Source organism: Sporosarcina sp. GTC18466 (assembly GCF_055389225.1).
In genome coordinates, this window is sequence record NZ_AP044037.1 from 514,819 (window position 1) to 527,787 (window position 12,969).

At 49.0% G+C, this 12,969-nt stretch carries 14 protein-coding genes; 9 read left to right on the forward strand and 5 right to left on the reverse strand.

The window, feature by feature from the left end:
* Nucleotides 1-4: 4 nt before the first annotated feature.
* Nucleotides 5-2,941: a formate dehydrogenase subunit alpha gene (gene fdhF, locus ACZ5FK_RS02560; protein ID WP_464806350.1), complete on the reverse strand. Its 2,937-nt coding sequence runs from the start codon at nt 2,939-2,941 to the stop codon at nt 5-7.
* A 294-nt stretch (nt 2,942-3,235) separates the two neighbouring features.
* Here fdhF and ACZ5FK_RS02565 point away from each other — a divergent pair, with 294 nt between their 5' ends.
* From ACZ5FK_RS02565 to ACZ5FK_RS02580, 4 genes are all read left to right on the forward strand, one after another.
* A complete protein-coding gene (locus ACZ5FK_RS02565; RefSeq protein WP_464806351.1) occupies nt 3,236-3,586 on the forward strand; it encodes a Na-translocating system protein MpsC family protein in 351 nt (116 codons plus the stop codon).
* A gap of 1 nt (nt 3,587) precedes the next feature.
* Nucleotides 3,588-4,376 (forward strand): formate dehydrogenase accessory sulfurtransferase FdhD, encoded by a 789-nt coding sequence (gene fdhD / locus ACZ5FK_RS02570; protein ID WP_464806352.1) that lies wholly within the window; start codon nt 3,588-3,590, stop codon nt 4,374-4,376.
* A gap of 232 nt (nt 4,377-4,608) precedes the next feature.
* Entirely contained in the window at nt 4,609-5,895 is a 1,287-nt protein-coding gene (locus tag ACZ5FK_RS02575) for an L-lactate MFS transporter (protein ID WP_464806353.1), read from the forward strand.
* Between the two features lie 158 nt (nt 5,896-6,053).
* Complete coding sequence (locus ACZ5FK_RS02580; RefSeq protein WP_464806354.1) at nt 6,054-7,022, forward strand: polysaccharide deacetylase family protein; 969 nt, start codon at nt 6,054-6,056, stop codon at nt 7,020-7,022.
* Between the two features lie 39 nt (nt 7,023-7,061).
* Here ACZ5FK_RS02580 and ACZ5FK_RS02585 read toward each other — a convergent pair whose 3' ends face one another.
* Nucleotides 7,062-8,516: an alanine/glycine:cation symporter family protein gene (locus ACZ5FK_RS02585; RefSeq protein WP_464806355.1), complete on the reverse strand. Its 1,455-nt coding sequence runs from the start codon at nt 8,514-8,516 to the stop codon at nt 7,062-7,064.
* 243 nt (nt 8,517-8,759) lie between these two features.
* Here ACZ5FK_RS02585 and ACZ5FK_RS02590 point away from each other — a divergent pair, with 243 nt between their 5' ends.
* Together ACZ5FK_RS02590 and ACZ5FK_RS02595 are read left to right on the forward strand one after the other, a co-directional pair.
* Nucleotides 8,760-9,272, forward strand: a complete 513-nt coding sequence (locus tag ACZ5FK_RS02590) for a DUF948 domain-containing protein (RefSeq protein ID WP_464806356.1) — start codon at nt 8,760-8,762, stop codon at nt 9,270-9,272.
* A 6-nt stretch (nt 9,273-9,278) separates the two neighbouring features.
* Nucleotides 9,279-9,737, forward strand: coding sequence for a DUF948 domain-containing protein (locus ACZ5FK_RS02595; RefSeq protein WP_464806357.1), 459 nt, complete (start codon nt 9,279-9,281; stop codon nt 9,735-9,737).
* A gap of 61 nt (nt 9,738-9,798) precedes the next feature.
* Here ACZ5FK_RS02595 and ACZ5FK_RS02600 read toward each other — a convergent pair whose 3' ends face one another.
* The 3 genes from ACZ5FK_RS02600 to ACZ5FK_RS02610 all read right to left on the reverse strand — a co-directional run bounded on the left by ACZ5FK_RS02600 (nt 9,799) and on the right by ACZ5FK_RS02610 (nt 11,322).
* Nucleotides 9,799-10,350 carry a DUF948 domain-containing protein gene (locus tag ACZ5FK_RS02600; RefSeq protein WP_464806358.1) on the reverse strand — a complete coding sequence of 184 codons (552 nt, stop codon included), beginning with the start codon at nt 10,348-10,350 and terminating at the stop codon, nt 9,799-9,801.
* 14 nt (nt 10,351-10,364) lie between these two features.
* Nucleotides 10,365-10,790 carry a DUF948 domain-containing protein gene (locus ACZ5FK_RS02605; protein WP_464806359.1) on the reverse strand — a complete coding sequence of 142 codons (426 nt, stop codon included), beginning with the start codon at nt 10,788-10,790 and terminating at the stop codon, nt 10,365-10,367.
* A 229-nt stretch (nt 10,791-11,019) separates the two neighbouring features.
* Nucleotides 11,020-11,322 carry a YunC family protein gene (locus ACZ5FK_RS02610; protein ID WP_464806360.1) on the reverse strand — a complete coding sequence of 101 codons (303 nt, stop codon included), beginning with the start codon at nt 11,320-11,322 and terminating at the stop codon, nt 11,020-11,022.
* 114 nt (nt 11,323-11,436) lie between these two features.
* Here ACZ5FK_RS02610 and ACZ5FK_RS02615 point away from each other — a divergent pair, with 114 nt between their 5' ends.
* From ACZ5FK_RS02615 to ACZ5FK_RS02625, 3 genes are all read left to right on the forward strand, one after another.
* Nucleotides 11,437-12,258, forward strand: a complete 822-nt coding sequence (locus tag ACZ5FK_RS02615) for a S1C family serine protease (RefSeq protein WP_464806361.1) — start codon at nt 11,437-11,439, stop codon at nt 12,256-12,258.
* Nucleotides 12,259-12,360: 102 nt separating this feature from the next.
* Nucleotides 12,361-12,573 carry an alpha/beta-type small acid-soluble spore protein gene (locus tag ACZ5FK_RS02620; RefSeq protein WP_464807344.1) on the forward strand — a complete coding sequence of 71 codons (213 nt, stop codon included), beginning with the start codon at nt 12,361-12,363 and terminating at the stop codon, nt 12,571-12,573.
* A gap of 162 nt (nt 12,574-12,735) precedes the next feature.
* On the forward strand, nt 12,736-12,891 hold the full coding sequence (locus tag ACZ5FK_RS02625) for a DUF1540 domain-containing protein (protein ID WP_464806362.1): 156 nt from the start codon (nt 12,736-12,738) through the stop codon (nt 12,889-12,891).
* Nucleotides 12,892-12,969 lie beyond the last annotated feature (78 nt).

The window sequence follows — 12,969 nt, forward strand, 5'->3', positions numbered from 1 at the left end:
ATCCTCACCCTCTCCCTTTTTCATCTGTGAGCGGCACATATCCGGGACGGGCCCATTTCCGCTGGACTTCCACGCCGTCTTGAGGATGCCGCTTCTTGTTACGCGGATTTGATGCCGGAAGCGGGTTCTTTCCTTCCTTCTTGATGACTTCCATCCGCACTTTCGTCTGCTTATAGGCAGGTGTATTTGTCCGCTGGTCCACAGCAGGACCGGTAAGGAAGTTGATCGCCGATTCCTTTTCGACTGAGTTCATCGGCAGGAACAGTTCATTGCCTTTCACGCGGTCTGTCACTAGCGCAGGCAGTCTCAGTGCACCATATGGCGAGACGAGCCGGACGGTCGAACCGCTGACGACTCCTCGTTCCTTCGCAAGTTCAGGCGATACTTCCACGAAAATCTCCGGTACCTTCGACTGGATGCCATCCGATTTGTTTGTCAAATTCCCTTCATGGAAATGCTCGAGCATCCTTCCGTTATTAATGTGCAGATCGAAGTCGTCCGGGAACCTGGCAGGCTCCACCCAATCGGAAAGTGCGAGTCTTGCTTTTTTATCCGGGAAATTGAAGCCGTCCGTGTATAGAAGTGGTGTGTTTTTCCCTTCCAGGCTGCCCCAGAAGAAGCTGCCCCAGCCTTCGAGTGCCTTGTAATCCGCTTCCCCAAAAAGAGGAGCCAGGCTCGCCATTTCCTCGAATATATCGCCAGGATGCGAGTATTGCCAGTCAGCACCAAGACGGTTCGCGATTTCCTGGATGATCCACCAGTCCGCTTTCGCGTCGCCAAGTTCAGGCAATGCCTGATAAAGACGCTGCACTCTCCGCTCCGTGTTCGTGAATGTTCCTTCTTTCTCAAGCGAAGGGACGGCCGGCAAGATGACATCAGCGTACCTTGCAGTTCTAGAGAAGAATACGTCTTGGACGACAAGGAAATCAAGCTTCGACAGGACATCATGAACGTGATTGGCATTTGAATCGACAAGTGCCATGTCTTCCCCGACAATATACATCGCACGCATGTCTCCTGCATCGATTGCGTGAAGCATTTGGATATTGTCCATCCCCGGTTTATCCCCGATCGGAACTCCGTACGCCCTTTCAAACTTCTGGCGTGCAGCGTTGTCAGTCACATGCTGGTAGCCTGGAAGCCAGCCAGGCAACGTGCCCATGTCGCATGCCCCCTGGACATTATTATGTCCGCGCAGCGGATAAGCGCCAGCACCCGGCCTGCGGTAATTGCCTGTCAGCAGCAGCAGATTTGAAATGGCAGCTGACGTGTCCGATCCTCCTGTATTCTGGGTGACGCCCATTCCCCATAAAATGCAAGTGCCGTCCGCATCACGGATCATTTCGGCCGTTCGGATCAGCTGCTCTTTCGGCACGCCTGTCACATGCTCCGCAAAATCCATCGTGTACGTCCGAAGAACTTCTTTCAGCTCGTCAAAATGAAGCACATTCTCCCGGATGAACTGCTCGTCATGCCAGCCGTTATCGATCATGTATTTCGCCACGGCCATCAGCCATACTTGGTCAGTGCCTTGTTTCGGACTGATGAAAATATCGGATCGCTCCGCCATCTCATGTTTCCGCAAGTCTGCGACTATCAATTTCTGCCCATGCAGTTTATGTGCCCGCTTCACACGGGTTGCAAGCACTGGATGCCCTTCGGCTGGATTCGCCCCGACAATGATGACGAGACCTGCTTTAGCGATATCTTTGATCGTTCCGGCATCACCGCCCATGCCGACCGTCCGGAATAGGCCATCCGTCGCGGGTGATTGACAGTACCGGGAGCAATTGTCGACATTATTTGTTCGGAAAACTTGCCTGGCAAGCTTTTGAATCGCATAGTTTTCTTCATTCGTAATTTTGGAAGACGAGATGAGCCCGACACTGTTATCACCATATTCGGCATGGATACTGCCTAACTTCTTCGCGACAAGATCAAGCGCCTCTCCCCACGTGGCTTCTTCGAACGCATCCCCTCTGCGGATCAGCGGTTTTGTAAGCCGCTCTTCGCTATTCACAAAATCCCATCCGAACTTCCCTTTTACGCAAGTCGAGATGGCATTGACCGGGGCGTCCGAAACCGGCTGAATCTTCAGGATCTTTCGGTCTTTCGTCCACACCTCGAACGAGCATCCGACCCCGCAAAACGTGCAGACCGTCTTCGTCTTTTTCGTACGGGTTTCACGCATTGCCGCTTCTGCATCCGATACCGCCATGATGCCACTGTAACCTGGCTCCACATCTTTCACGAGATTGATCATCGGAGTAAGGATGCTGTCATCCATCCCTGTCATGAAGCCTGCTTCCCCGAGCATTGATTTTTCCATCAGTGCGTTGCAGGGGCATACTGTGACACAATGGCCGCAACTGACGCAGGATGAGTCATTTATCTTCGCGCCTCCGTCCCATAAGACAATCGGGCGGTCACGCTCCCAGTCGATCGACAGTGTTTCGTTGACCTGCAGGTTCTGGCAGGCCTCGACACATTGGCCGCATGCGATGCATTGGTTTGGGTCATACCGGTAGAACGGATTCGTCAGATCGACTGGCGTTTCAGGACATTTTGGCGTGTAAGGATATTTCTGATGCTCAATTTCCATCATGTCGACTGTGTTATGTATTTTACAGTTGCCGTTGTTGTTGTCGCAGACGGTGCAATAGAGCAGATGGTTGCCGAGAATTCTGTCCATCGCCTCGGTCTGTGCTTTCTTTGCCCTGCTTGATGCTGTACGTACGTCCATACCGTTAAGCGCTTTTGTCGAACAGGCCCTCATCAGTTTCCCGTCCACTTCCACGATGCATGTATCGCATGTCTCGATCGGATCCACCTCGGGAAGATAGCATATTTGAGGGTGTTGTAAGCCGGCTTCGTTGATCACTTGTAAGATCGTCATGCCTGCTGCAAACGGGTAGGCTGTTCCGTTAATGCGGATTGACATGGTTCCCCTCTCCTTTTCTTTGAGTAAATAAATTTCACATAGCGAGCAAATAAAAAACCACTATGAAAAATATACGCCAGTCCATGACTGCGCATGCGTTTCATAGTGGAATAGTCTAGTAGCAGGTCTTGCTAAATAACCAATCCGAATTTAAGATGAATGGGACGATAGCTCCGCTGCGTACATTGCAAGCAGAACCCTCGTAAACTGATTATAGCTTAACATGAAGACGTTTACAACAAACTTTTGTCCATTTCGTGAACATTCAATAATTTTGAAAGAAGTGGTGATAAAATGACAAAAAAGATCCACGAATTCAATGCGATTATCCGCAAGCTTAGAAAAGAATTGTTTGGCAAAGGCCCCGAAAGAATTCATTCAGTTATAGTGGAAAACATGGTCGTCTCCACGCTCTACGGCAACTTGACACCGACTGAAAAATTCATCGCAGGAACGCATGAAGGCAAGGAGATGGTGCATGCCGCCAGGACGCGGATGATCCAGGAAGTGTATGACATCGCACCGCCTGATGGTCTTGAAGAGGCGATCGGGGCAACATTTGTCCACTTGTTTTCGGATATTAAGATTGACGATGATATCGCTGTATCCGTATTCATGTTTGACCGTAACCTTGAGGAGGGATGAGATGCGGCTTATGAATCAGCGGCAGATTGTAAGGTATGACGGCGGCAGGTTCGAGGAAAAACCGGATGAGGTCGCTGTGGAGTTTCCAGTCACTGTCCGGCTGAACGGCACTGAATTCATCACGATTGTCTGCACTCCGGAATACGTGGAAGATATGGTCGCGGGATTCCTCGTCGCAGAAAAAGTGATAGTGAACTTCGCCGATATGACATCCATCCGTTTCGACGCGGAGACCGGTTCTGTACATGTCGAGACAGATAAAGTGTTCCCTTTTTATGAACAGCTGCACAACAAACGGTATATCTCTTCATGCTGCGGGATGAGCCGGCAAGGCTTCGTCTTTGCAAGCGATGCCCTCGCCTCTAAACGAATTGAGACGCAAAACGTCGAACTCCGGGCGGAAGACTGTTTTGCCCTGATGGAGAAAATGGATCGGGGAGCCGATCTGTTCCGTAAAACCGGCGGCGTCCATATCGCTGCACTATGCGATCAGAGTGGCGTCATTGTTACACGGATGGATATCGGCAGGCATAACGCACTTGATAAGATCTACGGCTATTGCCTTCGTAATGATATACCGGTAGATGATAAAATCATTGTTTTCAGCGGCAGGATTTCTTCTGAGATATTACTGAAAGTCTCGAAAATCGGCTGTGAGGTTGTATTGTCAAAATCAGCGCCTACAGAACTGGCAGTTGAACTTGCTGACGAACTCGGCATTACGGCGGTCGGTTTCATCCGCGGAGGCTCGTTCAATATCTATTCCTGGCCGAACAGGATAAAATCCTAAATTTTTTTCATGGCGATCAACATAGATGCCGCCAATATTTTACCCGCTTATTCTATATCAGTAAGAATCCCAAAATACAATAAATTTAAAATACTTAGTGACAGCGTCTCTTTTTGGTGCTAATATGGCGGAAATGTGACAGAGAAGTGAATCAGTTTTTAGCTCCTGTTAGAATGCGCCATCGAATTTCTCTGTTCATTCTCACCAAATTCATAAAAAGGAGACTTGTCAAATGAAAGGGAGAAAAACGAAGAACAGATGGTTGATCGCCGCCTCTGCTGTAGGGATCCACATTTCAATCGGTTCTGTCTATGCCTGGAGCAACTTCACAAATCCGCTGATCGAGAAATTCGGCTGGACTACGAGCCAAGTACAGCTCACATTCAGCATCGCCATCCTCTTCCTTGGCTTATCGGCCGCATTCCTCGGCCATTTCGTCGAAAAGTACGGCCCGCGGAAAGCGGGGCTTGTCGCTGCGATTTGTTTCGGAACAGGCGTCATCGGTTCCGGGTTCGCTGTAAGCGCTTCCTCGCTTCCGCTCTTGTATTTGTTCTATGGGGTACTCGGCGGAATTGGACTCGGTGTCGGGTATATTACGCCGGTGTCCACGTTGGTCAAGTGGTTCCCTGACCGCAGAGGACTAGCGACAGGTCTGGCCATAATGGGGTTCGGCTTCGCAGCTGCCATCAGCAGTCCGATCATGGAAGCGCTCATCAAATCAGTCGGTCTTGCAAACACGTTTTTCATACTAGGTGCTTCATATTTCATCGTCATGATCCTCTCTTCGCTTTATCTTGAAAAGCCTGAAGAAGGCTGGGCTCCAGCCGGCTTCAAAGCGAAAGTTGAAGCGGGCAAAGTGGAACCGAAGAAAGACCTTGCCCAGCTGACAGCAAACGAAGCGGTCAAAACGAAGCGGTTCTATTACTTATGGTTAATGCTGTTCATCAACGTCACATGCGGGATTGCCATTCTATCAGCAGCGAAACCGCTCGCTATCGAAAGCATTGGCATGACGACCGTCCAGGCCGCAGCGCTAGTCGGAGTTCTTGGCCTATTCAATGGCTTTGGAAGACTGGGCTGGGCGTCGATATCGGATTATATCGGCAGGCAGAATACGTATATGGCATTTTTCATAATCCAGGTTGCATTATTTGCAATACTGCCATTCACGACGCATGCCATTCTGTTCCAGATCATGCTAGCGGTCATTTACACCTGCTACGGCGGAGGTTTTTCTTGCATCCCTGCTTATATTGCAGACATTTTCGGCACAAAACAGCTTGGCGCGATCCACGGCTATATTTTGACGGCATGGTCGGCAGCCGGCGTTGCCGGGCCTATGTTCGCTGCCTGGATGAAAGATACGACGGGCAGCTATGAAAGCAGCCTCCTTTTCTTCGCAGGCCTATTCGCAGTGGCACTCGTCATTTCGATCTTGATCCAATTTGACATCAAGCGGATCAAAGCACAGAACGGAGTACTTGAACAGAATATTGTGAAGCCTGCAAAAAGCATGTAATTAGTTTATAAAAAAGTCATATGCAATCAACCCGCATTCGGTTCCATCCGACAGTGGGTTTTTTTAATATCCATCCCGCGGAAGACATTCACCTTGTTTGCTAGGAGCATAACTTTTCAAAAGCCGGGAACGCTAAGAAAAAAGCAGGAGTGACAGTTGTGAAACGTTCCATATTCATTGCTTTCTTGGCGTTCCTTGTATTTTTCGCGCTACCTGTATCAATGAAAGAAAAAAATGGGAATGGTGAAAAAGTGACTGCTTCCTATACGGATGACAGTGAATTGAAGAAAATTATACAGTCATATGCAGAGACGAACCGGATTGAGCCCGTAAATGCAGTCATTGATCCTATCTGGAAAGCTATCCCCGGCCATAATGGCATTTCTATTGATATTGATAAAAGTTTTGAACGAATGAAGGACAAGGACCGTTTTGACGAAGCACTTATCGTCTTCAGAGAATTGCCTCCTGCCATCAAGCTTGCCGACCTTCCGCCTTCTCCTATCTATAAAGGGAATCCGGAGAAGGAGATGGCTGCATTCCTGATCAACGTCGCGTGGGGAGACGAATTTCTGCCTCCGATCCTGGAGGTTCTTGAAGCGCGGAACGTGCGGGCGACGTTTTTCCTGGACGGCAGCTGGATAAAGAAAAATCCCGATCTGGCGAGAATGATCTTTGCTAAAGGGCATGAGATTGGAAATCATGCGTACACTCATCCAGACCTCGCAAAATCCTCTCCGGAAAAAACGCGGGATGAACTGAAAAACACAAGTGATGTCATAGAGAATACACTGGGCATCCGGCCGCTTTGGTTTGGACCGCCAAGCGGCAGCTTCAACGACAAGACAATTGCAATCGCCCGGGAGCTTGGCATGTTTACCGTTCTTTGGACCGTCGATACTGTTGACTGGAAGCAGCCGGACACAACAGAGATGGTCAAACGTGTTGTTTCAAAAAGCGAGAACGGGACGATGATGCTTATGCATCCTACAAAGCCGACCGCAGAAGGTCTTGATGCGATCATCCAAGGTCTTGAAGACAAGGGCCTGGAAATCGGCACTGTCTCCGAATTGCTAAGCGAAAAGCGGATCGGCCCTGCGACAGATGAGCTCTATTTCAGGCCATGAGAAAAGCGCGGTCCCGAATCGACGGTTCCGCGCTTCTCTTTAATTCCCTTGCTTCGATTCCTCCCTCTCCCTTTCCTCCCAGAAGTCCGCATTCTTAATGCCCAGCTTTGACGGCCTGAACACTGGGTCCAGCCCCAGTTTTTTCTGTCTCTCATAATCTTTCAATGCAATGAGCGCCGGTTTTGCAAGTATCACGATCGCAATCACATTCAGCCATACCATGATGCCGAGCCCTACGTCACCGAGTGCCCAGGCAAGGTCTGCCGTACGAACGGCTCCCAGGAATGTCGTCAAGAGGATGATGAGCTTCAGCACAAACATGAAGGTCTTACTATTGCGGTTACGGAACAGGTATGCGATATTCGTCTCAGCAATATAGTAGTAAGCCATGATGGTCGTGAAAGCGAAGAAGAACAAGGCAATTGCAACAAAACCTGCACCAAATCCTGGCATGACCGTATCTACCGCTGCCTGTGTATAACCAGGACCATACTCAACATCCTGCAGGTTTTGCACGATGAAAGTTCCGTCTTCCGCCTGTGTGTTGTATGCGCCTGTAAAGAGAATCATGAAAGCGGTTGCAGAACAGACGAGCAGCGTGTCAATATAGACCGAGAATGCCTGAACCAGGCCTTGTTTTGCCGGATGCGAGACTTCTGCAGCAGCTGCTGCATGGGCGCCTGTACCCTGCCCTGCCTCGTTCGAGAACACGCCGCGTTTGACACCCCAGCTGATCGCCATCCCGATGATGCCGCCGAACGCGGAATCCATGGCAAATGCGCTCTTAAAAATGAGACTGAGCACAGCTGGCAATTCTGTGATATTCATCAAAATAATGATAATCGAGAAGAGAATATAGCCGAGCGCCATGAATGGCACAATGATCTGGGCAGTGTTCGCAATCCGTTTGACACCGCCAAGGATGATGAATCCCAGAAGCAGAATAATGATTCCACCGGTTACCCATTCAGGAATGGAGAACGCATTGTTCATGCCCGCAGCAATCGAGTTGGACTGGACACCAGGCATCAAGATCGACATCGCGATAAGTGCGGCAATGGCAAATGCAATGCCAAACCACTTCCAGCCGATCCCTTTCTCGATGAAATATGCCGGCCCCCCGCGATACTGGCCGTCTTGCTTCACTTTGTAAATCTGCGCAAGCGTCGACTCGACGTAAGCACTCGCAGCACCGATGAAAGCGATGGCCCACATCCAGAATACCGCTCCCGGCCCGCCATAGAAGATCGCCGTCGCCACCCCTGCAATATTGCCTGTGCCGACACGGCCGGACAATGCGATGGACATTGCCTGGAAAGACGAAATCCCCGCATCCGACCCTTTTCCTTTGAACATGAGACGGATCATTTCTTTAATATGGCGGACTTGCAAAAAGCGGGTCAATACAGAAAAGACCAAACCGACGCCGAGCAAAATATAAATGACCGGCGTGCTCCATAACACATCATTCAACCAGGATACAATTTCCGTCATGGTTAGCTCCCCCTTTCCTAGTGCTTCACTATATGAAGGGTCAGAATGCAATATACGGTCGTCCCGTCCTATAATTTTCCGCACTCGCGGCTGCCCATTCAGCTTTCTGGCTGAGAGAGGAACGGCAGCCCGGCAGCATTTTCGTCTTGGTTTACGTTCAATTGGTTAGTGGTACTATAAAAGGGAGTGTCCTTTCCAGCGGACCGGATTCAACTACATATTGGCCAGATGGGAGTTGTGGAAATGAATGTCCTTTTATACGTAAGCGCTGCCATTGCGGCGCTGTCCCTGCTCTTGATCGCCATTTTTGTCATCATGACGCTGAAAAGTGCAAAGACAATGATGGGCGATATGACAGAGACGATTAAACGGATGGAATCCAAAATCAACAAAGTGACCGACGAATCCGAGCGGTTGATGAACAAGACTAACGAGATTGCAGAGGATGTCAATCAGAAGGTCAAATCTCTAGAGGGGCTTACCCAGTCAGCTGCAAATTTGCGAAAGACCACCGAGACGATGAATCATTCATTCGGCGAGCTGTCCAAGGAGATTGCTAACCCTCCTAGGAAATACGTCGATCTGATGGAGAAGGCGACCGCTTTGACGGAGACGGCATCACGTGTCTACTCTGTCTGGAAGCGGAGAAAGTCCCAGGACCAGCGGACGCAATCATCGTGGCAGACTGGAACCATCCCGCCCTCAAGACAACTGGAAATGCCTGAAGCAAACACTACGAATCAAGCGAAGAGGTGATGCATTATGGATTGGCTCGGAATTGGAGTACTTGTCATCGGCATCGCTTTCGCGGTGCTAGTAGGAATTTTGATCAAACCTATGATGAAACTGACCGAAACAATAGAGGATGTCAGGAAGACTACCTCTAAGCTGCCAAAAACAGTGGATGATGTATCCATCAAAACGGCAGCATTGCTGGATACGGGGAATGCCGCACTTCAAAACGTAAACAAGCAGATCAATGAGATTGATCCATATTTCGGTATTGTCGGCGATATCGGAGAAGCATCCAGGCAGCTCACAACTTCCGTTCTCGACAAGGCGGAGAACTGGAAAAGCAAGACAACAGGAGCGAGGCTGTTCACCGAGGAGAATCGATACAAAGGGCTGCTAGGTCTAGCAGGATTCATCTATTTCCTGAATGAACGAAAAGAACTGGAACAGACCGTAAAAGAAATTAGCCAGAACGAAAAAGACGCATGAGAGGCTTTCTCTCATGCGTCTCTTTATGTACAAAAAAACATATGAGGAGCTCTTGGCTTCCTCATACGTTTTCATCATCTTTGATATACTTGCCAGATGCTGCAGCTTCTTTCGCTTCGGATCTCATCCGGTTAATGTCAAATGCGGTCTCTTCCCCACGCGCATATAGGTTGCGCGGCCGGAAGGATCGCTCTGATTTCTTATCCTTCTGCTTACGGACCGCATAATAGCTGAGCGCGGTAATTCCATAGACGCCGCCGATCGTCTTGTTTTTCTTCTCTTCATCCGCTAGTTCCGTTTTCTTTTTTGCCGAATCCACGAAGTCGACCAGAGATGATGAGTAGGTGCGTGTTGTACTGCCGATATCGCCGACAATTTCAAATAACGGCGTTAAAGCTTCCAGTTTCTTGTTCGTATCTGCGAGTGTCTGTGTACTCGTATGAATCAGGTTGCCAGTTTCACCGAGTAATTGGTTCATCTGCTTCGGCATCTCCTCGACTGTCCGATCAACACCTTTCAGCACGGAAGCCAATTCATTCAGCAGCCGGGCAATGAATATCGCTAAAATGACGAAAGCGATTCCGATCAGCAATACTCCGATCCCTGTCAGCATAAGCATCCCTCTTTCTATCGAATGATCTTGCTCTCTTTTGTACCGCGTTTCCATGAATCCATGAGATTAAAAACGAATTCCGCCCCTTGGATAGTCCGGACAAACGGTTTTGTACCTTTCAAGCCTTTATCCTGATAGCCTGCCGCAAGTTCAGAGACACCATCCGTCAGTTCGGATCCGGTATCGCTCAAATCCCGTGCAACATAAAAAACAGCGCTCACCGAATCGAGCTTCACTTCCATATCATCTACTGTGCGTTCGGCAGCAAATAAGGTCTCTTCCACCTCACCGATCATCTTGTCAATCCTGACTTCCATCTGCGTGGCACTTTTTCCAGCTGTCTTGAGCACACCCGATGTTCTCAGCAGAAGCTTAGCGAGATAGATGGAGACGATCGCAAAGGAAATCGCCATCAGGAACACACCGATATGTATGAGCATTCACGCATTCCTCCTTCCTACTCGTTTTATACCCATCTGTAGCCTAACTTAAGCGTTGACCAAGCTCCTAAAGCAAGCAGCTCTGTGTAGAAATCATAAGAAAGTATATTTTATCCTACGAAAAACCGTGCGGTACGCACATAGCATACCCGCACGGCTTCTGTTATTCCCCCTTCAATATTGTGTATTTCTGATGGCAGCCTGTGCTGCCCTCGCCATTTTTGTATAGTCAGCTCATCAGCAATAAAGCATCCTTGCCGATCATGCCGGCAGAAATACCCTTCTCTTCCGCTTCCATTGTCACCGATTCAAGAGGAGCTTCGAGAAGCTGTTCAATCGTCTTGACTCCGACCGCTCGGCCTGCGATAATCTTTCGGTCAGCCAGCACATCATTCAGCAAACCAACATCTAATGCGCCGCACATAATATAGCCGACGTCGTTCGACACCGTGAGCAGCGTCGTCTTAGGCAGCTTGACTGTCACCGCTGTAAACGGTTTGCCATCAATCTGCAATGGCTCTATGAAAATCATATGATCGACCCCTTTCCCTTCTATACATATGGCCTTCATCCGCTTCCCGTGACCTGCATTCTTCTTTAAGACTGGTATAATGAAGACAGGTACTTGCCTGGAGGAAGTGATTATATGGAAACTGAACGGCAGCATACAGAAGCGGAAGACCATCCGTTATTTGAGGATCTGACTGAAGAGGAAATGAATGAATTGGCACTAGCTGCCCGAGAAGAAGCATTGCGTGAGGCTGCTGCTCGAAAAAATGAACCGCCAAAGCGGCCGTTCCCAAGGATCTTCTTTTGGATGATGGCCTTTGTACTTGCGATCAGCACATTCGTCGGCCTGTTCCAGGTGTTCTCCATCCCAGCAATCGATTTTCTGATCACCTCAGCCAAACTTTCTAAAAGCGAGGAAATCGCCTTATGGAAACAGGCGGTTGTCACAGTAGTGACGGATGAAGGCAAAGGGACGGGGTTCGCCATTTCACCTGATGGATTGATCGTCACCAATCATCATGTCATTGAAGGGGATGCCCCGGTCACGGTCGTCTTTCCGGAAGACGGCAGATATGAGGCACAAATTGTGGACGATTTGCCGGATATCGACCTGGCTGTATTGCAAATCGATGCGAAGCAGATCCCCTATCTCTCATTTGAAGAACAGCCGGCTCTTTCGGCAGGATCACAGATTCGCTTCATCGGCAATCCACTCAGTTTCCGAGGTATTGCAAATGAAGGTGAAATTATCGGTCCGATTCTCCTGAGTGATTGGAAGGAAGAAGTCATGATGATCCAGGCACCCGTATATAAAGGCAATAGCGGGAGTCCTGTTTTCAATGAAGCCGGAAACGTAATCGGCATCATTTTTGCAACATTGAAAACCGATGAATATGGAAAAGTGGGCCTTTTCATTCCTAGTGATTTACTAAAGAAGTATACACATCTTGGCGAGTGAAACCTCTAGAGCTGGACAGACTACCCTTCTAGAGGAGGGAAATTACGCATGGGAAACAACAGACAAATTCAAGTACCGGGTGCACAGCATCCTGCCGGCCAAATGGATCCGGGCCTTAAAGCACTACGGGAATACAGCGAAAATAAAAAAATGAAATTTGAGATTGCTGAGGAACTGGGTATCCCCTTGCACGAAGGGTATAACGGTGATTTGACAGCGAAGCAAGCTGGTTCGATCGGCGGGCCGATTGGCGGCAACATGGTAAAGGAAATGATCATGCTTGCACAGAAACAGCTGGCCGAAGGGACAGAATGAACTGTAGTTTGCTGCCTAGGTACAGAATTATTCAAGGCATTAAAAGCATCCGACCCGGAATTTAATATTGCAAGCACGAAAATGACCTCCCAAGCGGAGGTCATTTTTATACATACATTATCCTTCCGCTTAAAGCCAAGCTATATGAAGGAGGTGGACGAAGTGGAACAACGCATCCTTTGCGAAGTGAACAATTGCACATACTGGGGCTCCGGGAATAAATGCCATGCCGACGTCATTTATGTCGTCAGCCAAAATGGCAATCACGCCGCCGACAGTGAAGAAACCGACTGCAAAACGTTCAAGCCGGAGGAATGATCCCTTCCTCTGAATCCCTTCTGGAAGATGGCAGCCTATATACGGCAAGCCGTCTTCCTTTTTTCTTGTCCTCACATA

Coding starts and splice junctions, on each gene's coding strand:
- ACZ5FK_RS02565 (WP_464806351.1), top strand. CDS start 3,236: ATGACAAAAAAGATCCACGAATTCAATGCGATTATCCGCAAGCTTAGA.
- ACZ5FK_RS02600 (WP_464806358.1), bottom strand. CDS start 10,350: ATGCTGACAGGGATCGGAGTATTGCTGATCGGAATCGCTTTCGTCATT.
- ACZ5FK_RS02595 (WP_464806357.1), top strand. CDS start 9,279: ATGGATTGGCTCGGAATTGGAGTACTTGTCATCGGCATCGCTTTCGCG.
- fdhF (WP_464806350.1), bottom strand. CDS start 2,941: ATGTCAATCCGCATTAACGGAACAGCCTACCCGTTTGCAGCAGGCATG.
- ACZ5FK_RS02575 (WP_464806353.1), top strand. CDS start 4,609: ATGAAAGGGAGAAAAACGAAGAACAGATGGTTGATCGCCGCCTCTGCT.
- ACZ5FK_RS02590 (WP_464806356.1), top strand. CDS start 8,760: ATGAATGTCCTTTTATACGTAAGCGCTGCCATTGCGGCGCTGTCCCTG.
- ACZ5FK_RS02605 (WP_464806359.1), bottom strand. CDS start 10,790: ATGCTCATACATATCGGTGTGTTCCTGATGGCGATTTCCTTTGCGATC.
- ACZ5FK_RS02620 (WP_464807344.1), top strand. CDS start 12,361: ATGGATCCGGGCCTTAAAGCACTACGGGAATACAGCGAAAATAAAAAA.
- ACZ5FK_RS02615 (WP_464806361.1), top strand. CDS start 11,437: ATGGAAACTGAACGGCAGCATACAGAAGCGGAAGACCATCCGTTATTT.
- ACZ5FK_RS02585 (WP_464806355.1), bottom strand. CDS start 8,516: ATGACGGAAATTGTATCCTGGTTGAATGATGTGTTATGGAGCACGCCG.
- ACZ5FK_RS02610 (WP_464806360.1), bottom strand. CDS start 11,322: ATGATTTTCATAGAGCCATTGCAGATTGATGGCAAACCGTTTACAGCG.
- fdhD (WP_464806352.1), top strand. CDS start 3,588: ATGCGGCTTATGAATCAGCGGCAGATTGTAAGGTATGACGGCGGCAGG.